The 21382-nt window shown below is 61.9% G+C and carries 15 protein-coding genes; 6 read left to right on the top strand and 9 right to left on the bottom strand.

Annotation, left to right across the window (positions count from 1 at the left end):
• Positions 1-101 precede the first annotated feature (101 nt).
• Positions 102-737: a LexA family transcriptional regulator gene (locus CLM72_RS16785; RefSeq protein WP_105227202.1), complete on the top strand. Its 636-nt coding sequence runs from the start codon at positions 102-104 to the stop codon at positions 735-737.
• On the opposite strand, the gene CLM72_RS16780 is transcribed toward CLM72_RS16785, so the two are convergent.
• The 4 genes from CLM72_RS16780 to CLM72_RS16765 all read right to left on the bottom strand — a co-directional run bounded on the left by CLM72_RS16780 (position 734) and on the right by CLM72_RS16765 (position 6407).
• A complete protein-coding gene (locus CLM72_RS16780; RefSeq protein WP_105227201.1) occupies positions 734-2659 on the bottom strand; it encodes an acetyl/propionyl/methylcrotonyl-CoA carboxylase subunit alpha in 1926 nt (641 codons plus the stop codon). The two genes, CLM72_RS16785 and CLM72_RS16780, sit on opposite strands and share 4 nt — an antisense overlap.
• Positions 2656-3462, bottom strand: a complete 807-nt coding sequence (locus CLM72_RS16775; protein WP_105227200.1) for a gamma-carboxygeranoyl-CoA hydratase — start codon at positions 3460-3462, stop codon at positions 2656-2658. The genes CLM72_RS16780 and CLM72_RS16775 overlap by 4 nt, the downstream gene beginning before the upstream one ends.
• Before the next feature lie 161 nt (positions 3463-3623).
• A complete protein-coding gene (locus CLM72_RS16770) occupies positions 3624-5231 on the bottom strand; it encodes a carboxyl transferase domain-containing protein (protein WP_105227199.1) in 1608 nt (535 codons plus the stop codon).
• A 12-nt stretch (positions 5232-5243) separates the two neighbouring features.
• Positions 5244-6407, bottom strand: coding sequence for an isovaleryl-CoA dehydrogenase (locus tag CLM72_RS16765; protein ID WP_032896578.1), 1164 nt, complete (start codon positions 6405-6407; stop codon positions 5244-5246).
• A 150-nt stretch (positions 6408-6557) separates the two neighbouring features.
• On the opposite strand from CLM72_RS16765, the gene CLM72_RS16760 reads away from it, so the two are divergent.
• Positions 6558-8189, top strand: coding sequence for an AMP-binding protein (locus CLM72_RS16760; RefSeq protein WP_105227198.1), 1632 nt, complete (start codon positions 6558-6560; stop codon positions 8187-8189).
• A gap of 645 nt (positions 8190-8834) precedes the next feature.
• Here CLM72_RS16760 and CLM72_RS16755 read toward each other — a convergent pair.
• The 3 genes from CLM72_RS16755 to CLM72_RS16745 are packed head-to-tail and all read right to left on the bottom strand — an operon-like array spanning position 8835 to position 11126.
• A complete protein-coding gene (locus CLM72_RS16755) occupies positions 8835-9734 on the bottom strand; it encodes a hydroxymethylglutaryl-CoA lyase (protein WP_105227197.1) in 900 nt (299 codons plus the stop codon).
• Between the two features lie 16 nt (positions 9735-9750).
• Complete coding sequence (locus CLM72_RS16750; RefSeq protein WP_003192195.1) at positions 9751-10143, bottom strand: MerR family DNA-binding transcriptional regulator; 393 nt, start codon at positions 10141-10143, stop codon at positions 9751-9753.
• Between the two features lie 53 nt (positions 10144-10196).
• A complete protein-coding gene (locus CLM72_RS16745) occupies positions 10197-11126 on the bottom strand; it encodes a LysR family transcriptional regulator (protein WP_105227196.1) in 930 nt (309 codons plus the stop codon).
• A gap of 151 nt (positions 11127-11277) precedes the next feature.
• On the opposite strand from CLM72_RS16745, the gene CLM72_RS16740 reads away from it, so the two are divergent.
• Positions 11278-12507: an acyl-CoA dehydrogenase gene (locus CLM72_RS16740; RefSeq protein ID WP_105227195.1), complete on the top strand. Its 1230-nt coding sequence runs from the start codon at positions 11278-11280 to the stop codon at positions 12505-12507.
• Between the two features lie 130 nt (positions 12508-12637).
• Here the strand turns inward: CLM72_RS16740 and CLM72_RS16735 are convergent, their stop codons facing one another.
• Both CLM72_RS16735 and xthA read right to left on the bottom strand, forming a co-directional pair.
• Positions 12638-13969, bottom strand: a complete 1332-nt coding sequence (locus CLM72_RS16735; protein WP_105227194.1) for a substrate-binding domain-containing protein — start codon at positions 13967-13969, stop codon at positions 12638-12640.
• A gap of 198 nt (positions 13970-14167) precedes the next feature.
• Complete coding sequence (gene xthA, locus CLM72_RS16730; protein ID WP_105227193.1) at positions 14168-14980, bottom strand: exodeoxyribonuclease III; 813 nt, start codon at positions 14978-14980, stop codon at positions 14168-14170.
• A gap of 168 nt (positions 14981-15148) precedes the next feature.
• Between xthA and CLM72_RS16725 the strand changes: the two genes are divergently transcribed.
• The 3 genes from CLM72_RS16725 (at position 15149) to CLM72_RS16715 (ending at position 21277) form a co-directional block, all read left to right on the top strand.
• Positions 15149-15799 (top strand): N-acetyltransferase, encoded by a 651-nt coding sequence (locus CLM72_RS16725; protein WP_105227192.1) that lies wholly within the window; start codon positions 15149-15151, stop codon positions 15797-15799.
• Positions 15800-15863: 64 nt separating this feature from the next.
• Positions 15864-17591: an autotransporter assembly complex family protein gene (locus CLM72_RS16720; protein WP_105227191.1), complete on the top strand. Its 1728-nt coding sequence runs from the start codon at positions 15864-15866 to the stop codon at positions 17589-17591.
• On the top strand, positions 17591-21277 hold the full coding sequence (locus CLM72_RS16715; RefSeq protein WP_105227190.1) for a translocation/assembly module TamB domain-containing protein: 3687 nt from the start codon (positions 17591-17593) through the stop codon (positions 21275-21277). The genes CLM72_RS16720 and CLM72_RS16715 overlap by 1 nt, the downstream gene beginning before the upstream one ends.
• Positions 21278-21382 lie beyond the last annotated feature (105 nt).

Here is a 21382-nt window from a genome sequence, read left to right as displayed (position 1 = left end):
TCCTTGGGCTTGATGATAGTACGTATCGTATTCCTGTCGTTTTATGGATTACTACAAACTGTTTATTGCCCGCAAAAATGGGCGCCGTATTGTGATGCGCCATGGATAACTGGATAGCGTTGGTCAAGGCCAACATGAAAGACCGCAAGGTCACGCAGGATGAACTGGCGCGGCGCCTGGGCATGTCCCAGGGCGGCGTCGGCCATTGGCTCAATAAACGCCGTGTGCCGAGCTTGGCAGACATGAACCGTGTGCTCGCCGAACTGGGGTTGGGGTATTTGGAGGTGGCGCTGGAGATTCGTGAACGGGCCGCGCAAGTGCCGGAACTGGACCCCCACTACAATCCGTATTTCCGCTACCCGGTCAGCGACTGGAAGCAGGCCTGCGAGCTGCGTGAGGAGCGTGCGCCTTATAGAGCCGAGCGCTACGAATTGACCGATTACCACGCGCGAGGCGAGGCATTCTGGTTGCCGGTGACGGGAGACGCCATGACCGCCCCCACGGGCATGAGCATTGCGGCTGGCATGATGATCCTGGTTGACCCGGCCATCGCACCCGAGCCCGGCAGGCTGGTGGTGGCCCAATGGGCCGGTAACCCCCGGGCCACCTTTCGCCAATTGCAGGAAAAAAGCGGCCAGCACTACCTGGTGCCGCTCAACCCCACTTACCCCAAGGTGCTGCTCACCGACGGCTGCCGCCTCCTGGGTGTGGTGGTGCAAGCCACGGCGAAGTTCTAGCCGGCCGTTTCAAGCTCCACCAGCGCGCTGCCTTCGGCTACCATTTCACCTTCCTGGCAGAACAGCGCCTTGACCACCCCGGCGTGGGGCGCACGGATGCTGTGTTCCATCTTCATGGCTTCGAGCACCACCAGTTGAGTACCCGCCTCAACGGTTTGGCCCACCTCCACGAGCACCCGCACGATGCTGCCGTTCATGGGGGCGGTGAGGCCGCCCTGATGGGATTGACTGGCCTCGACCGCCGCAATCGGGTCGAACAGGCTCACGGCATGCATCTCGCCGTCCCAACGCAGGTACAGGCTGCCTTCACTGCGCACCGCCAGATGAGCACGGCGCACACCCTGATGTTCAGTCAGCAACTGTTCACCGCATAACTGAGACGGTTGCCCGGTCAGTGTCACCAACCGATCCTGCCCATTGCAGCTCAAGTGCAGCGACACCTCGGCAGGCAGGCCCACGCGAAAGCCCTGGTGACTGGCCCAAGGCCCGTCACCCATCGGCAAGCTCTGCATAAACGCCGAGCCCGCCGCTTGCCAGAACTCATCGCTCAAGGCTCCTGGCGTCGGCAACAGCTCACCCTGATAGCGCGGGATAAACCCGGTATCCAACTCGGCCGCGGCAAACGCAGGGTGCCCGATGATGCGCCGCAAAAAGCCCAGGTTGGTCTTGAGCCCGCCGACCGCAAACTCATCCAGCATGCTCAATAAGCGCAGGCGCGCCTGTTCGCGGTCTTCACCCCAGGCAATCAACTTGCCGAGCATCGGGTCGTAGAACGGCGACACGCTGTCGCCTTGCTCGACGCCGCTATCCACCCGACGTCCAGGGCCCGGGCTGGACTCGCGGTACAGCGCCAGGTGCCCGGTGGCCGGCAGAAAGTCATTGGCCGGGTCTTCGGCATATAGCCGCACTTCAATTGCATGACCGTTCAACGCGACCTGCTCTTGCGTGATCGGCAGCGCCTCGCCCTGGGCAACTCGGATCTGCCAGGCCACCAGGTCGAGGCCGGTAATCGCTTCGGTCACCGGATGTTCCACTTGCAGCCGCGTGTTCATCTCCATGAAGAAAAACTCGCCACGGGCATCCAGCAAAAACTCCACCGTACCTGCGCCGACATACCCGATGGCCTGGGCAGCGCGCACGGCCGCTTCGCCCATGGCCCGGCGCTGCTCGACACTCAAGCCGGGTGCCGGGGCTTCTTCCACGACTTTCTGATGGCGCCGCTGGATCGAGCAGTCGCGCTCATTGAGGTACAAGCAATGACCCTGCTGGTCGGCAAACACTTGGATCTCGACATGCCGCGGCTTGAGCAGGTATTTCTCCACCAGCATCTGCCCGTTGCCGAACGACGACAGCGCCTCACGCTGGGCGGAAGCCAGGGCTTCGGCCAGTTGGCTGACGTCCTCGACCACCTTCATGCCCTTGCCACCGCCACCCGCCGTGGCCTTGAGCAGCACCGGGTAGCCGATACGCTCACAGGCGGCGCGGAAGGTCTCCAGGTCCTGGGCCTCGCCGTGATAACCCGGCACAAGGGGTACGCCAGCTGTTTCCATCAGGGCCTTGGCCGCGGATTTGCTGCCCATGGCGTCGATGGCCGAGGCGGGCGGGCCGAGGAAGATCAAGCCTGCCGCCTCGATGGCCCGGGCGAAGCCGGCGTTTTCCGAGAGGAAGCCGTAGCCGGGGTGAATCGCCTGGGCGCCGCTGGCATGGGCGGCGGCAATCAGCTTGTCGATTTGCAGGTAACTGTCGGTGGCCTTGCTGCCGCCCAGGTCGACGCGGATATCGGCTTCACGGCTATGGCGGGCATCGCGGTCGATGGCGCTGTGCACAGCCACGGTGGTCAACCCCATGGCCTTGGCGGTACGCATGACCCGGCAGGCGATTTCGCCACGGTTGGCCACCAGAACGGTGGTGAGTGTGCTCATGAACGCGGCTCCTGGGTTTGCCAACTTGGCGCACGTTTTTGCAGAAATGCACGCAAACCTTCCTGGCCCTCGGCGCTCACCCGGATGCGCGCAATGGCGTTTTCGCAATAGCGGCGCAGCGCGGGGGTGAGGGCACCGTTGCCCACTTCGCGCAGCAAATCCTTACTGGCACGCATGGCCGCCGGGCTGTTTTGCAGCAGGTTGGTGACCCACTGGTCCACCTGTTGATCCAGGCTCTCGGCGGGATAACTTTCCGCCAGCAAGCCGATCTCCCTTGCGCGTTGGCCGCCGAACCGCTCGGCTGTGAGTGCATAACGACGGGCAGCGCGTTCGCCGATGGCCTGCACCACGAACGGGCTGATCACCGCCGGCGCCAGGCCGATACGCACTTCCGACAGGCAGAACTGCGCGTCGTCGGCACCGATGGCCATGTCACAGCAGCTGATCAGGCCCAGCGCGCCCCCGTAGGCCGCGCCTTGCACCACCGCCAGCGTGGGGATTTTCAGCTTGGACAGGTTGTACATCAGCTCTGCCAGTTCCCGGGCGTCGTCCAGGTTGGTGTGGTAGTCCAGCTCGGCCGATTGCTGCATCCAGGCCAGGTCGGCACCGGCGCTGAAGTGCTTGCCGCGCCCGCGCAGTACCAGGAAGCGCAGGGACGGGTCGCCTTGTACGCGGTCAAGGGCCAGGATCAATTCGCGGATCATCTGGGCGTTGAACGCGTTGTTCTTGGCTTCACGGCTGAGCCACAGCGTGGCAAAGCCACGGCGGTCAGTGATCAGTTCGAGGGTGTTGAAGTCGCTCATGCAAGGAGCTCCATGATAATGAGAGGCCTCCTGTAGGAGCGAGCTTGTTGTGGCGAGCAAGCTTGCTTGCGCTGGGGTGCGCAGCGCCCCCAAAAAAGCCGGGACTGCTGCGCAGTCAGCGGGAGCAAGCTCCCTCGCCACAACAGGCGCGCTCCTACAGGTTACATGCGGAACACGCCGAAGCGGCTCGGCTCGATGGGGGCGTTCAGTGCGGCGGACAAGGCCAGGGCCAGCACGTCACGGGTCTGCAGCGGGTCGATCACGCCGTCATCCCACAAGCGCGCGCTGGAGTAGTAGGGATGGCCCTGGGTTTCATACTGGTCGAGGATCGGCTGCTTGATCGCGGCTTCCTCCTCGGCACTGAAACCGTTGCCGGCGCGCTCAGCCTGTTCGCGCTTGACCTGCGCCAACACCCCGGCGGCCTGTTCGGCCCCCATCACGCCAATGCGTGCGTTGGGCCACATCCACAAAAAGCGCGGGTCGTAGGCGCGGCCACACATCCCATAGTTACCCGCACCAAAGCTGCCGCCGATGATCACGGTGAATTTCGGCACCTTGGCGCACGCCACGGCGGTGACCAGCTTGGCGCCGTGCTTGGCAATGCCGCCGGCTTCGTACTTCTGGCCGACCATGAAGCCGGTGATGTTTTGCAGGAACAGCAGCGGAATCCCGCGCTGGCAGGCCAGTTCGATAAAGTGCGCGCCTTTTTGCGCGGCTTCGGCGAAGAGGATGCCGTTGTTGGCCAGGATCGCTATCGGGTAGCCATGCAAGTGCGCAAAGCCGCACACCAGGGTCGTGCCGAACAGGGCCTTGAACTCATCGAACACCGAGCCGTCCACCAGCCGTGCGATGACTTCGCGCACATCAAAGGGTTGCTTGGCATCCGCCGGGATCACGCCGTACAACTCTTCGCTGCTGTACAGCGGCGCCACCGGCGGGCGTTGCAGCAGCTCACCTTGCTTGCGCCAATTGAGGTTGGCCACGCTGCGCCGCGCCAGCGCCAGGGCGTGCTCATCGCTGTCGGCATAGTGGTCGGCCACGCCCGAGACCTTGCAGTGCACATCGGCACCGCCCAGGTCTTCGGCGCTCACCACTTCACCGGTGGCAGCCTTCACCAGCGGCGGGCCGGCAAGGAAGATGGTGGCTTGCTGGCGCACCATGATCGCTTCGTCGGCCATGGCCGGCACGTAGGCGCCGCCGGCGGTGCACGAGCCCATCACCACGGCAATCTGGGGAATGCCCTGGGCGCTCATATTGGCCTGGTTGAAGAAGATCCGCCCGAAGTGCTCACGGTCGGGGAATACCTCGTCCTGGCGCGGCAGGTTGGCGCCACCGGAGTCCACCAGGTAGATACACGGCAGGCGGTTCTGCTCGGCTATGGTCTGGGCGCGCAGGTGTTTTTTAACGGTCAGCGGGTAGTAGGAGCCGCCTTTGACCGTGGCATCGTTGGCCACAATCATGCATTCGACGCCTTCCACCCGGCCGATGCCGGCAATCACCCCGGCAGCCGGGACGTCTTCGCCATATACCTGGTGGGCGGCCAGTTGGCTCAGCTCGAGAAACGGCGAACCCGGATCGAGCAGACGGTTGATACGCTCGCGGGGCAACAGTTTGCCGCGTGAGGTGTGGCGTTCCTGGGCCTTGGCGCCGCCACCTTGATGGACGTGGGCGAGCAGGCTGTGCAGGGCGTCGACCTGTTCAAGCATCGCCGCGCGGTTGGCGGCGAATTCCGCCGAGCGCGGGTTGAGCTGGGTGTGCAGGGTGGCCATGGGCGTGCTCCTTCAGCGGGTTTCGTTGAACAGTTCGCGACCGATCAACATCCGCCGAATCTCACTGGTGCCCGCACCAATTTCGTAGAGCTTGGCGTCACGCAGCAGGCGCCCGGCGGGGAATTCATTGATATAGCCATTGCCGCCCAGAATCTGGATTGCATCCAGGGCCATTTGCGTGGCGCGCTCGGCGCTGTAGAGGATCACGCCCGCAGCGTCCTTGCGCGTGGTCTCGCCGCGTTCGCACGCCTGGGCCACCGCGTAGAGGTAGGCGCGGCTGGCGTTGAGCTGGGTGTACATATCGGCGACCTTGCCCTGGATCAACTGGAATTCGCCGATGCTCTGGCCGAACTGCTTGCGGTCGTGGATGTAGGGCACGATCAAGTCCATGCATGCCTGCATGATCCCGGTAGGGCCACCGGAGAGCACCACGCGCTCGTAGTCCAGGCCGCTCATCAACACTTTCACGCCGCCATTGAGCACGCCGAGGATGTTTTCTTCGGGCACCTCGACGTCGTCGAAAAACAGCTCGCAGGTGTTGGAGCCGCGCATGCCCAGCTTGTCGAATTTATTGCTGCGGCTGAAGCCTTTCCAGTCGCGCTCGACGATGAAGGCGGTGATGCCGTGAGGGCCTTTTTCCAGGTCGGTCTTGGCGTAGATCACATAGGTATTGGCGTCCGGGCCGTTGGTGATCCAGGTCTTGCTGCCATTGAGTACGTAATGGTCGCCGCGCTTGTCGGCGCGCAGTTTCATCGACACCACGTCGGAACCGGCATTCGGCTCGCTCATGGCCAGGGCACCGATGTGCTCGCCGCTGATCAGCTTGGGCAGGTACTTGAGTTTTTGTGCGTGGTTGCCGTTGCGGTTGATCTGGTTGACGCACAGGTTGGAGTGCGCCCCGTAGGACAACGCCACCGAGGCCGAGCCCCGGCTGATTTCTTCCATGCTCACCACATGGGCCAGATAACCGAGGCCGGCACCGCCGTATTCCTCGGGCACGGTGATGCCCAGCAGGCCCATGTCGCCGAACTTGCGCCACAGGTCGGCGGGGAACAGGTTGTCGATGTCGATCTGGGCCGCGCGCGGTGCGATCTCCTTGGCCACGAAGGACTGCACCTGGTCGCGCAGCATGTCGATGGTCTCGCCGAGGGCGAAGTTCAGGGACGGGTAACTCATGGACAGGCACCTTAATGTGAGCTTTGTTGTTGTGTGGGCAGGGCGCGGGAGGAGGGCGCTCACCTTTACGTTAACGTAAGCTTGCGTTGCGGCGCTGTCAATCGTAGTTTACGTATACGTCAACCTACAAAAAAGATAACAGGGGTCGTTATGGATCAACCGAACCAGAGTTACAGCCGTGGCTCCCAGGACAAGGCCTTGCTGGCCATGACCATTGGCCAGGCATTCGATCGCACCGTCGCTCAGCATCCAGATGGCGAAGCCTTGGTGGTGCGCCACCAGCAGCAGCGCTACACCTGGCGGCAGCTGGCCGAGGCGGTTGAGCTGCACGCCCGCGCGTTCCTCGCCTTGGGCATGCAAACCGGCGACCGCCTGGGTATCTGGGCGCCTAACTGTGCCGAGTGGCTGATCTGCCAGGTGGCGAGCGCCAAGCTCGGGGTGATCCTGGTCAATATCAACCCGGCCTATCGCAGCAGCGAGTTGGACTACGTGCTCAAACAATCCGGCTGCCAATGGCTGGTATGCGCCGGCTCGTTCAAAAGCTCCGATTACCACGCCATGCTCCAGGCGTTGAAGCCCGACTTGCGCGGCCTTATCAGCCTCGACCCCAGCCCGCCGCCGGAATTCATGCCCTGGTCGCAGTTGGCGGCCCTTGGCGCAGGCGTGCCGTCCGAGCAACTGCACAGCCGCCAGGCCAGCCTGCATTTCGATCAACCCGTGAATATCCAGTACACCTCCGGCACCACCGGCTTCCCCAAGGGCGCCACCCTCAGTCACCACAACATCCTCAATAACGGTTACATGGTCGGTGAAAGCCTGGGCCTGACGGCAGGGGACCGCCTGGTGATCCCGGTGCCGCTGTATCACTGCTTCGGCATGGTCATGGGCAACCTCGGTTGTATCACCCACGGCGCCACCATGATCTACCCCAATGACGGCTTCGACCCGCTGCTGACGCTGAGCGCCGTCGCCGAAGAACAAGCCACTGGCTTATATGGCGTGCCGACCATGTTCATCGCGCTGCTTGATCACCCACGCCGAGCCGAGTTCGACTTGTCCAGCCTGCGCACCGGGATCATGGCCGGGGCGACATGCCCGATCGAGGTGATGCGTCGGGTCATCCATGAGCTGCACATGGGGGAGGTGCAGATTGCCTATGGCATGACTGAAACCAGCCCGGTGTCGCTACAGACCGGCGCAGATGACGATATCGAGCGGCGTGTTACCACGGTGGGCCGCACCCAACCGCAACTGGAAACCAAGATTGTCGACGAGGCCGGTAACACTGTGGCGCGTGGTGTGATCGGTGAGTTATGCACCCGAGGCTATAGCGTGATGCTCGGTTACTGGAACAACCCTGAAGGCACCCGTGAGGCAATTGATGAGGCTGGCTGGATGCACACCGGCGACCTGGCGACCATGGATGAGCAGGGTTACGTGTGCATTGCCGGGCGTAACAAGGACATGATCATTCGCGGTGGCGAGAACGTTTACCCGCGGGAGCTGGAAGAGTTTTTCTTTACTCATCCGGCCGTGGCGGACGTGCAGATCGTTGGCATCCCGGATGAGCGTTATGGCGAAGAGATTGTTGCCTGGATCAAGTTCCATCCCGGTCAGGTGGCCAACGAGCTGGAGTTGTTGAGCTGGTGCAAGGACCGCATCGCCCATTTCAAGACGCCCAGGCATTTCAAATTCGTGGATGAGTTTCCGATGACAGTGACGGGCAAGATCCAGAAGTTTCGCATGCGCGAGATTTCCATCCAGGAGCTGCAAGCGCACTGACAACATCAAACCCCTGTGGGAGCTGGCTTGCCTGCGATGGCGGCCTGACTGCCGGCCCACATCTACCTGATACCCCGCGAACCTGCTGTGCCACCAAAATAGTGAAACCCAGAAAGCACAAAGGGGACCCGAAGGTCCCCTTTAATTTGTCGTTGCGTGCTCTTTTCTTATTATTGAGGGGCGGCCTGTTGTTGTTTTTGGTAGCCGTGGCCCGTACCGCTTTTTTGGCGACCCCCATCCGGGGTCAAGAGCAAACGTATTTTTTTGAACGCTGACCTGCTTCTTCGTAAACGATCCAACCAGTGGGTAGCTACCTGAGGTAGTTTTATTTTTCTCTATCCGGTTGCGGGTTGCGGCATGCCGTACCCTGGGAAGCACATCTTCTCCAAAAAAATCTGTTAGCTGCGTCTCTGCCGTGTTGTTTTTGTTATGTCAGAGTCGTTTCGTCTTATTTTTATTAGGTTTGGCGCTTTTTATTCTTGTTATGCCATAGAGATAGCAGAAGGCGTGCCAACTTTATAAAAGCCTTTAAAATCAATTGCTTGGTTTTTTGGTCAGTATTTTCTTTCAGTCTGCACGGCGGATTTTGTTCCCGCGTTACCCGTTACGTCGGTGTGCGGTAACACATTGTCACAGCTGTGCTACTCACCCGGCGTTACGCACCTTCGCCACGCGGGACCCCGTTGGCCGTCCCAGCACCTGGCTGATCTGCTGGCCGGCGCCAATCAAGCGTTCCAGGTCGATGCCCGTGTCGATACCCAGGCCGTTGAGCAGGTACAGCACGTCCTCGGTGGCGACGTTACCGCTGGCGCCTTTGGCGTATGGGCAGCCGCCCAGGCCTGCGATTGAGCTGTCGAACACCGTGATGCCCTCCAGCAGGCTGGCATAGATGTTGGCGATGGCCTGCCCGTAGGTGTCATGGAAATGCCCGGCCAGCTTGTCCCGTGGCACTTGCGCGCCGACCACTTCGAACAGGCGCCGGGTAGCGCCCGCCGTGCCGGTACCGATGGTGTCGCCCAAGGACACTTCATAGCAGCCCATGGCATACAGCTCGCGGGCGACCGCTGCCACTTGCTCCGGGGCGATATCGCCTTCATAGGGGCAACCCAGTACACAGGACACATAGCCGCGCACGCTGACGCCGTGCTGCTTGGCGGCGGCCATGATCGGTGCGAAGCGCTCCAGGCTCTCGCTGATGGAACAATTGATATTGCGCTGGGAGAACGCCTCGGACGCCGCCGCAAACACCGCGACTTCCTTGACCCCGGCCGCCAGCGCATCCTCGAACCCGCGCAGGTTCGGTGCAAGTGCGCCATAGGTCACGCCGGGCTTGCGCTGGATCTGCGCAAATACCTCGGCGGAGCCGGCCATTTGCGGCACCCACTTGGGGGAAACAAAACTGCCGACTTCGATGTAGCTCAAGCCAGCGGCGCTCAAGGCGTCTACCAATCGGACTTTATCCGCCACGCTGATGGGCTGGGCTTCGTTCTGCAAACCGTCGCGCGGGCCGACTTCAACCAGGCGTACGTGGGAGGGGAGGGACATGGCAGTTACCTTCTGTTCAATGGCCGGCTTGGCTGATGGTCTGCGCCAGGGCCTGGGTGCAACGCTCTTCAGCGGTGTCCAGTTCCAGCTTCATCTGTTCGATATCCAGCAGTTGCTGTTCCAACTGCTCACGGCGTTCGGCGATCTTGGCCAGCATGCTGTTGAGTTGGATCTGGTTGCCGCCGGTGGGGTCGTAGAGTTCGATCAGTTCGCGGCATTCGGCCAGGGAGAAGCCGATGCGCTTGCCACGCAGGATCAGCTTGAGGCTGACCTTGTCCCGCGCCGAGTAAATGCGCTCCTGGCCCCGACGTTCGGGGGCCAGCAGGCCTTGTTCTTCATAGAAACGAATGGCGCGGGTGGTGATGTCGAGCTCGCGGGCGAGGTCGGAGATGCTGTAGGTGGTACTCATGGCGGTGCTCAAGGAAGTCTTGGCGCTAAGCTAATTGCAGGTTGACGTAAACGTCAAGGCTGCTGGGCTTTCTTTTCCTGGGCCGTCACCTGCTGGCACAACTCGATCATCTGTTCACGCATCCAGCGGTTCGCCGGGTCCTGGTCGGTGCTTTCGTGCCAGTACAAATGGGTTTCCACCGGCGGCACGCTGTTGACTGGCAGTTGGAACCAGTGCAATTCATGACGGCGAGCGAAACGCTCGGGCACGGTCATCACCATGTCGGTCTGTTGCAGCACCTGGGAGGCCATCAGGTAATGCTGGGAGCGCAGGGCGATCTTGCGCTGGATGCCCATCTTGCCCAAGGCCAGGTCCACATAGCCCAAACCGTTGCGGCGGCTGGAGATATGGATATGGGTCAGCGACAGGTAATCATCCAGCGTGAATTTATCCTTGCCCGCCATCGGGTGGCCCTTGCGCATGGCACACACGTAGCGGTCTTCCATCAGCTTGACATGACGCACCTGCGGGTCGGTGTTGAGCGGTGCATCCACGGCAAAGTCCAGGCGCCCGGCGGCCAGTTCCTTGGTGGTTTCGCGGCGTTTGGACAGGAAACTCTCGATCACCACGGTCGGCGCCAGGCGACGCAGGCGCTGGAACAGCAGCGGCAGGATCACGGCCTCGGTCAGGTCGGTCATGCTGATACGGTAGGTCTTGGCCGCCTGCTGCGGGTTGAAGATGCGGCTTTCCTGCACGGACACGCGCAGCAGCGACAACGCATTGCGCACCGGGCCGATGATGTTCTGCGCCATGGGCGTGGGCACCATGCCTTGGGCGGTGCGCACGAACAGCGGGTCGTTGAAGGTTTCGCGCAACCGTGCCAGGGCGTTGGACACCGCCGGCTGGGTGATACCGACGATCTGGCCGGCGCGGGTCAGGTTGGCTTCGGTGTAGATCGCATCAAAGACGATGAAGAGGTTGAGATCGACCTTGCTCAGATTCATTTCGTTGCGCTCTTATTGTGAGGTGCTCATACGCCGATCATATATCGGTGATGAATGTTAATACACGGCGAGAATAGGCTAGGTAAATTATCAGCGCTGTTCTAGCATCGAATGCATGACCTAAACAACCTCTCAGAGAAGGGAGCTGCTCATGGATTTCGCCTATTCGCCCAAGGTTCAGGAACTGCGTGAACGCGTCACTGCGTTCATGGACGCTTATGTCTACCCGGCCGAACCGGTGTTCGAACGCCAAGTCAGCGAAGGTGATCGCTGGCAGCCCACGGCGATCATGGAAGAACTCAAGGCCAAGGCGAAGGCCGAGGGCTTGTGGAACCTGTTCCTGCCGGAATCCGAACTGGGCGCTGGCCTGACCAACCTTGAATACGCACCCTTGGCGGAAATCATGGGCCGCTCGTTGCTGGGCCCCGAGCCATTCAACTGCTCGGCTCCCGACACCGGCAATATGGAAGTGCTGGTGCGCTACGCCAACGAAGAACAGAAACAGCGCTGGCTCGAACCCTTGCTGCGCGGCGAGATTCGTTCCGCCTTTGCCATGACCGAACCGGATGTGGCGTCCTCGGACGCCACCAACATGGCCGCCCGCGCCGAACGCCAGGGCGACGAGTGGGTGATCAACGGCAAGAAGTGGTGGACCTCCGGCGCCTGCGACCCGCGCTGCAAGATCCTGATCTTCATGGGCCTGAGCAACCCCGATGCGCCGCGTCACCAGCAGCACTCGATGATCCTGGTGCCGGTCGATACCCCAGGCGTGAAGATCCTGCGGCCGCTGCCGGTATTCGGCTACGACGATGCGCCCCACGGCCATGCCGAAGTGCTGTTCGACAATGTGCGTGTGCCTTATGAAAACGTGTTGCTGGGCGAAGGCCGTGGCTTCGAGATCGCCCAGGGGCGCCTTGGCCCAGGCCGCATCCACCACTGCATGCGTTCGGTCGGTATGGCCGAACGCGCATTGGAGTTGATGTGCAAACGCTCGGTCAGCCGCACTGCCTTCGGCAAGCCTTTGGCGCGGTTGGGCGGCAATATCGACAAGATCGCCGACTCACGCATGGAAATTGACATGGCCCGCCTGCTGACCTTGAAAGCGGCGTACATGATGGACACCGTGGGCAACAAAGTGGCGAAAAGCGAAATCGCCCAGATCAAGGTGGTGGCACCGAATGTGGCCTTGAAGGTCATTGATCGCGCGATCCAGATGCACGGCGGTGCCGGGGTGTCCAACGACTTCCCGCTGGCCTATATGTACGCCATGCAACGCACCCTGCGCCTGGCCGACGGCCCGGACGAAGTGCACCGTGCGGCGATTGGCAAGTTCGAGATTGGCAAATATGTGCCTCGGGAATTGATGCGCGGCGGGCACTAACACCGCGTCGCCTGTATTCGCGAGCAAGCCCGCTCCCACACTCGACCGCATTCTCAAGTTGGAAATCGGTCAAGTGTGGGAGCGGGCTTGCTCGCGAAGAGGCCAGTGCCAACCACACAAAACTCAAGCCTCAGTACACCCAAACCTCCACTCGCCGATTCTTGATCCGGCCTTCATCCGCAGTATTGGCCGCCACCGGCATCTGCGCGCCAAACCCGCGAATATCCTTGAGCACCACGCCGCTCTTGACCAGCTCTCGGCGCACTGCCATCGCCCGCAACTTCGATAGCAGCGCCGCACGTTGCGGATCATTCTTGGTATCGCCAAACCCCACCAGCGTCACCTGTTTATTCAGCTTGCCGTGGCTTCTGATATAGGCGACCACCCGCTGCACATCCTGGCGCGCCTTATTGTCGAGGCTGGCGCTGCCCTCGTCGAAGCGAAAATTCACCGTCAGGCGCTGAGCGTCTCGGGCGATGGCCTGGTAATCGTCAGGCATCGACGGGCGCGGCGCCACACCGATCGCTTGCACCTGCTGGGCGATAAAGCCATTGGCAGCCACAATCGCCTGGCCCTTGCTGCCTTGGGTAAACTCCACCAACGCCTTGGCCCATGGGTTGCGGGAAGAGGGCGGCAAGTAGAAGAACAGCCGACGTGACAGCGGGTAATCCTCGGTGGCGATCAGGCTGGTCAGCGGCAACATCGGTTGCGAGTCGCCGTCGACAATCGCCACCGCCTTGGCCTGGCGCACAGAGGGCAGGCCGATAAAACCGATGCCCTGGGGGTCCTGGCTCATCGCATCGGAAAGCTGTTCACTGGATTCAAAGCGCTTGGCCGACGGCGCAAGCGGTTGGCCGCGGCGGCTCAGCACCAGTTCCCGGAAGGTGTCGAAGGTGCCGGATTGATCATCCCGGGCATATAAATGAATGGGCCCGCCTGTACCTCCCAGTGCCTCCCAAGTGTTGACCTCGCCGTTGAAGATTTGCGCCAATTGCTCGGTGTTGAGGCTATTGAGCGGGTTGCGCGGGTTGACGATGATTGCCAGGCCATCAATGGCGATCACATGCTCGGCGCCTGGGGTTTTCAAGTCCCCCAGGGGGTCGAGGTCCACCAACTCGCTGTCTTTGATCGGGCGGGACGCTGCGGCGAGGTCGGCGCGGTTGTTTTTCAGCGCCGCAAAGCCGGTGCTGGAACCGTGGGCCGCGACCTCGATGGTGACCGTCTTGCCTTGGCGTGTCTTGCCAACCACGCGCTGTTCATTCGCCCCGGCACCCGGTTCAGCACGCACATCCTGCAAACCCTGATACTCCATCAAGCCTTTGACCAGCGCCGGGCCGAGTGCCGCGCCGACGGTGTTGGAGCCCTGGATGCGCAGGGCCGGGCCTTGGTCGGGAATGGGCAGAGGGGCCGCCACGGCGGGGAGTGCGATTGCAAAACACAGGAACAGAACGCGCAGCATCATGCCGGCACCTTCTTAGGCCAAAGGGAGTGCCGGAAGATTAAGTCAGGCAGATAGCAGGAGTATTACAGGCACACTGCAAGGCAAATGTGGGAGCTGGCTTGCCTGCGAAAGCGTTAGTGCAGCAGCAGGTGCGGTGACTGACACACCGCCTTCGCGGGCAAGCCCGCTCCCACATTCAGATCTTCACCAAGCCAACTGTCAGCTCAGTTCCAACCAGATCGGCGCATGGTCCGACGGTTTCTCCAACCCGCGCAGGTCGTAATCCACCCCCGCATCCTTGACCCGTGGCACCAACCCGGTGGATGCCATGATCACATCAATGCGCAGACCGCGCTTGGGCTCGTCCTCAAAGCCACGGCTGCGGTAATCGAACCAGCTGAAGCGGTCGGTCACGTCCGGGTTGAGGTGGCGGAAGCTGTCCACCAGGCCCCAGTTCTTCAAGCGTGCCATCCATTCGCGTTCTTCCGGCAGGAAGCTGCACTTGCCGGTTTTCAGCCAGCGCTTGGCATTGTCGGCGCCGATGCCGATGTCGCAGTCCTCAGGGGAAATGTTCACGTCGCCCATCACCACCAGCGCCTGGTCATTGCTGAACTGGCTTTCCAGCAATTGCTGCAAGTCTTCATAGAAGCGCTGCTTGGCCGGGAACTTGGTTGGGTGGTCGCGGCTTTCGCCCTGGGGAAAGTAGCCGTTCATGACGGTCACTGGGTGGCCGTTTTCGTCGGCGAAGGTGCCCCAGATAAACCGGCGCTGGGCGTCTTCTTCATCGCTGGCAAAGCCTTTGTGCACGCTCAACGCTTCTTTGCGCGAGAGCAGGGCCACGCCGTAGTGGCCTTTCTGCCCGTGGTAGTACACGTGATAACCCAGGGCCTGCACTTCGGCCAACGGGAACTGATCATCGTGGACCTTGGTTTCCTGCAAACCGATCACGTCCGGTTGATGCTTTTCAATCAGCGCCGCCAACTGATGAGGGCGAGCACGCAGCCCATTGATATTGAAGGAGACGATTTTCATGGTCGGCAGTCCAGTCTGGCAAAAGGGCGATGCTAGCCGACAAGTCGGATGGGGGCCAGCGTGGCGGTAGGATGAATGCGCTGCTAATGTCTGGGAACGACTGGAGCTGTGCAGGTTCGTACCCATAAGAACGCCACGTTTGAGTGGCGCCCAGGGAGATTGACTGTTATGCCAGACACTTCGACGGCCACTGCCGAAATCCGCCTGCTCAATAGCGGTTACTCCCGCGAAGCGCGATCCCTGCTGTACCAGGCGTATCGCCATGAGCCGACCTTCGCCTACATCTTCGAAGCCGAGCGGTCGGGCTATGAGCAGCGAGTACGTGCCACTGTGCGCGAACTGGTCAAGCAGCATTTTTTCCAGAAACTCCCGGCCATCGGCCTGTTCGTCAACGACCGGCTGATCGGCATTGCCCTGATTGCACCGCCCCAGCGGCGCCTGGGCATCACCGAAAGCTGGGCCTGGCAAATCCGCATGTGGCTGAGCACCGGCGTGCGCGGTACGCGGCGTTACCTGGAATACCATCATGCCGTCATGGCGTGCCTGCCCAACACGTCTGTGCATGTGCTGCCGCTGCTGGGTATTCACCCGCAGTTCCAGGGCAAGCACCATGGTGAGCAGTTGCTGGAAGCGGTACACAATTGGTGTGCCGACGACCCGCATTCATCCGGCGTGGTGCTCGACACCGGCAACTCCCGCTACCTCGATTTCTACAAGCGCCAGGGCTATGAGGAAATCGGCGAAGTCGCCGTAGGGCCGGTGCGCGAGCATGTGTTTTTCCATCCCAATCCCCAGGCGTTACATCCTGCAACGGCTTGAGACAGAATTATTCAGACTAATCCGGGTTCATAGTTCCTCTCTCGCTCGTGTAGCATCCGCGCCTATGAAGTTTCCAGGAAGATTTACCAGCGGCTTGATTCTGCTGTTCACGAGCTGCGGCGCATTGGCGCAAAGCGAACTGGACGTGCGGATCAAACCCTCGAACGACGCGCTGAAAGCCAACATCGAAGGCTATATCGGCGGTGTGGGCGATCGTGATGAAGAAGCCTTGCTGCGGTTCAGCCGTGGCGCCGAGGAGCAGGCGCGCAAAGCCGCGCAGGCCCTGGGCTACTATCAGCCACAGATCAACAGCGAGGTGAAGGGCGGCAAGAACCCGCGCCTGACCCTCACCATCGACCCCGGCGAACCGGTGCACTTGCGCGACGTCACCATAAGGGTCGACGGCCAGGCCGCGAGTCTCAAGACCTTTCGCGTGCCCGCCAGCGACGACCTCAAGCCCGGCGCCGTGCTCAATCACGGCCATTACGAAGACGCCAAGCGCCTGATCCAGAACCAGGCCTCGCGCTACGGGTTTTTCAGCGGGCGCTTCACCAGCCAGAAACTTGCCGTAGACCCTCAAGCGGGCGTGGCCGACATCGAACTCATTTACGACAGCGGCCCACGCTACAGCATGGGCAAGGTCAGCTTCACCGGCGACACGCCCTTTGATGAAGAGCTGTTGCAGCGCATGGTGCCGTTCAAGCCAGGCACACCCTATGACTCCGAACTGGTCGCGGAACTCAACCAGAACCTGCAAGCCAGTGGCTTCTTCGAAGGCGTGCGCGTCGACGCCAGCCCCACCGCCGCCACCGATGACGTGATCCCGGTGGCGGTGCAACTGGACACCCGCAAGCCGCGCACCATGGGCCTGGGCCTGGGTTATTCCACTGACGTCGGCCCCCGGGGCAAAGCCAACTGGACGCGCCATTGGGTCAACCCCCAAGGCCACAGTTATGGCTGGGAAGCCGAACTGTCGGCGCCACGGCAGAACGTCGGGCTGTGGTACGACATCCCGCTCGACCCGCCGCTCACCGACAAGTTGCGCTTTGCCGGCGGCTATCAAAATGAAGAGATCGCCAACACCGATACCTTGAGTAAGTTGCTCACCATCGGCCCCGAATGGCACAGCAAGTTGCCCAGTGGCTGGACGCGGGTGATCTCCCTCAAGTACCAGCGCGAAGAGTATCGCCTGGGCAATGATTCGGGCCTGAGTAACCTGCTGATGCCCGGCGTGAGTTATTCCTACCTGCGCAGTGACAACCGCATCGACCCGCATCATGGTTACCGCCTGATGTTCGACACCAAGGTCGCCAAAGAGGGCCTTGGGTCCGACACCAACCTGCTTTACGGCACAGCGACGGTCAAGGGCCTGACCACCTTGTGGGACAACCACCGCTTCCTGGGCCGTGCGCAATTTGGCGGCAGTGCCACCAATGGCTACAAATCCGTGCCTCCTTCCTTGCGCTTCTTCGCCGGTGGTGACCAGAGCGTGCGCGGCTACGAGTACCAGACGCTATCGCCCGAGAACGATCGCGGCGACCGTATCGGCGGCCGCTACATGGTGGCCTTGAGCGCTGAGTATCAATATTCCATCACCGATAAATGGCGTATCGCGACCTTTGTCGACCAGGGCAACTCCTTCAACAACCTGGACTTGCCCAGCCTGAAAACCGGCGTGGGCGTCGGCGTGCGCTGGGTGTCGCCGGTGGGGCCGATTCGCCTCGACCTGGCCCATGCCCTCGAAGATCCGGGCGGCATTCGCTTGCACTTTTCCATGGGGCCTGAGCTGTGATGCGTGGTTTGAAAATCGCGGGGCTGGCGTTGGTTGCCATCCTCGCCTTGCTGTTGTTGGCGCTGTGGTCAGTGCTTGGCACCCAGGCGGGCAGTCGCTGGGCCTTGGGCCAGGTGCCAGGTTTGAGCGTGGAAAATTTCCAGGGGCGCCTGGGCGGGCAGTGGAGTGCCGATCATTTGCTGTGGCAGCAGGTTGGCAGCCGCGTCGAGCTGAATGCGCCGACGTTTGACTGGTCACCCGGCTGCCTGCTGCGCATGACCCTGTGCATCAACCGACTGGATGTGGAACAGGTCAGCCTGGAATTCGCCCCCAGTGCCGAAGAGAGCGACAGCGGGCCGATTCAACTGCCCGACCTGAAGCTGCCGGTTTCTCTCCAGTTGGGCGATGTGCGCATTGGCAGCCTGCTGTTCAACGGCAATGAAGAACTCAAGGGCCTGCAACTGGTGGCGCACTGGACTACCGCCGGCCTGCAGATCGACTCGGTGCATCTGCAGCGCGACGAGCTGGTACTGGACCTCGCCGGCCTGCTGCAACCTACCGGCGACTGGCCGCTGAATGCCACCGGTAATCTGAGCTTGCCCTATGCGCCGGGGGGCGCGCCCTGGAGCGTTGCCCTCAAGCTCGAGGGCGACTTGCTCAAGACCCTCAAGCTCGACGCCGACAGCAGCGGCTACCTGCCGGCCAAGCTCACTGGCGAGCTGCAACCCCTGGTGGAAAACCTGCCGGCGCAGGTGCACATCACCTCCGAGTCGTTCAAACCCAGCGCAGACCTGCCCGATACCCTGCAACTCAACCAACTGGACTTGAACGCTAAAGGCGACCTGAGCAATGGCTACCAGTTGCTGGGCAAGGCCGTGCTACCGGCCGAAAACGGCCCGGTGGATTTACTGCTCAAGGGCAAGGTTGACGCCAAGGGCGCACAGATTGCCGGCCTGGACCTGACGGCGGGTGACAAGCAAAGCCTCAAGCTCAGTGCCAACCTGGACTGGCAACAAGGCTTCAGCGCGGACGCCAGGATCGACTGGCTGGACTTCCCCTGGCATCGCCTCTATCCGGTCATTGACGAACCGCAAGTGGCCTTGCGCACCTTCAACGGTGAAATCTCCTATAAAGACGGCAACTACCTGGGCAATCTCAAGGCCGACCTCGACGGCCCGGCGGGCAAGTTCAATGTGGTCACCCCCTTCAGTGGCGACCTCAAGCAGGTCTTCCTGCCTGAGCTGAAACTGAGTGCCGGCCAAGGCAAGGCCGAAGGCCACCTGAACCTGCAATTTGCCGACGGCATTGCCTGGGACACCGCCCTGGATCTGTCGGCGCTGAACCCGGCCTACTGGGTCGCAGAGTTGCCCGGCACCCTGGCCGGGCCGCTGCGCAGCAAAGGTGAGTTCAAAAATGAACAGCTCAAGCTCAACGCCGATCTGGACCTCAAGGGCCGCCTACGCGGGCAAACCGCTGTGTTGGCGGCCAAGGCCGAAGGCGCCGGCGAACAATGGACCCTCGCCAACCTGGATATTCGCCTGGGCGACAACCGCATCAACGGCAGCGGCAGCCTGCAACAGCGCCTGGCCGGGCAGATCGACATCAAGCTGGCGCGCCTGGCCCAGCTCTGGCCGCAACTGCGCGGGCAAATCAACGGGCGTGTCGAGGTGGCCGGCACCTTGAAAGCCCCTCAAGGCAAGCTCGACCTCAAGGGTCAGCAACTGGCCTTTGCCGACAACCGTCTGCAAACCCTCAACCTGGACGCCAACCTTGATAGCGCCCAGCGCGCCAAGCTCGACCTGAAGGCCAACGGTATTCAAAGCGGCGAGACGCAAGTCGGCAACCTCACCGCCAGCGCCCAGGGCGATATCAAAAACCAGAAAGTCCAGATGGCGCTGACTGGCCCGCTGGTAAAACTGGCCCTGGCCCTGGACGGCAACCTCAATAAAGACAACTGGCGCGGGCGCCTGGCCAGTGGCGACGTGCAAGCCGGTGGCCAGGACTGGCGGCTGCAAGCCCCGGCGAAGATCGAACGCCTGGCCGATGGCAAGCTGACCTTCGGTGCGCACTGCTGGGTCTCCGGTGGCGCCAGCCTGTGTGGCGAAGACCAGCGCCTGATGCCCGAGCCGAAGTTGCGTTACCACCTCAAGCAATTCCCTCTCGACAGCCTCGCGGGGTTCTTGCCCAAAGACTTCGCCTGGCAGGGCAGGCTCAACGCCGACGTGCAACTCGACTTGCCCCAGAGCGGCCCAAAAGGTGTGGTCGCGGTGGACGCCAGTGGCGGCACCTTGCGCGTGCGCGACAAGGGCCAGTGGCTGGATTTCCCCTACGACACACTGAAGCTGGAAACCACCCTCAACCCCAAGCGCATCGACACCCAGCTTAACTTTCATGGCGGCAAGCTTGGCGAGTTGTTGTTGCAGGCGCAGATCAACCCGCTGCCCAATAACAAGCCGGTCACTGGCTCGTTCAGCCTCACCGGCCTGGACCTCGCCGTAGCGCGGCCCTTTGTGCCCATGGTGGAAAAACTCAGCGGCAAACTCAACGGCAATGGCCGCATCTCCGGCGGTTTGCTCGCGCCGCTGGTCAACGGCAACCTGAACCTGGTGGACGGCGAAGTCTCCGGGCCGGAACTGCCCATCAGCCTCGAAGGCCTGAACTTGCAGGCGCAAATCGCCGGCGAAAGCGTGCAGCTCAACGGCGGCTGGCGCAGCGGCAAGGCCGGCCAGGGTAGCCTTACGGGCCAGATCGACTGGGGCCGCGCCCTGGTGGTCGACCTCAGTCTCAAAGGCTCGCAACTGCCGGTCACCGTGGAGCCCTACGCCAAGCTGGAAGTGGCGCCCGACCTGAAGATCAGCCTCAAGGACGACAAACTGGCGATTGCCGGCAAAGTCCACATCCCCCGTGGCGACATCACCGTGCGCGAACTGCCGCCTTCGACGGTCAAGGTGTCCGACGATACCGTGATCATCGGCAGCCAGACCGAAGAGGGTAAACCGCCGATGGCCATGGCCATGGATATCGACGTGGAAGTGGGTGAGGACCAGCTCAACTTCGCCGGCTTCGGCCTCACCGCCAAGGTCCAGGGCCATGTGCATATCGGCGACAACATGGACACCCGTGGCGAGCTGTGGCTCAACGACGGCCGCTACCGCGCCTACGGCCAGCGCCTCAACGTGCGCCGTGCACGGCTGTTGTTCGCCGGGCCGCTGGATCAACCGTTCCTGGATATCGAGGCGGTGCGCGTGGTGGTCGAATCGTCCCGCACCGTGACCGCTGGTATTCGCCTGAGCGGCAGCGCTGAACAACCGACCACGCAAATCTTCTCCGAGCCGGCCATGGCCCAGGAAGATGCGTTGTCATACCTGGTGCTGGGCCGTTCGCGCACCAACACCGGCGAAGACAACAACATGCTCGCCGAAGCCGCCCTGGGCCTGGGCCTGATGGGCAGCGCTGGCGTGACTTCGGATATCGCCAACAAACTGGGCATCCAGGACTTTGATCTGGACACCCAGGGCACGGGCAACAGCACCGCCGTGGTGGCCAGCGGCAAGATCAACGAGAAGCTCAGCTTGCGTTATGGGGTAGGGGTGTTCGAGCCGGCTAACACCATTGCCTTGCGCTACCTGCTGAGCAAGAAGGTGTACCTGGAAGTGGCCACGGGCGTAGCGAGTTCCCTGGATATCTTCTACAAGCGCGATTTCTGACCGGTATCCGGTAAAAATGTGGGAGGGGGCTTGCCCCCGATAGCGGTGGGTCAGCGACAAACAAGTTGACTGACATACTGTTATCGGGAGCAAGCTCCCTCCCAC

The sequence above is a fragment of the Pseudomonas sp. MYb193 genome (genome assembly GCF_002966775.1).
Taxonomy (GTDB): domain Bacteria; phylum Pseudomonadota; class Gammaproteobacteria; order Pseudomonadales; family Pseudomonadaceae; genus Aquipseudomonas; species Aquipseudomonas paracarnis.
The sequence above is the reverse complement of the archived record's forward strand: the minus strand, read 5'-3'. Positions and strand labels throughout refer to the sequence as shown.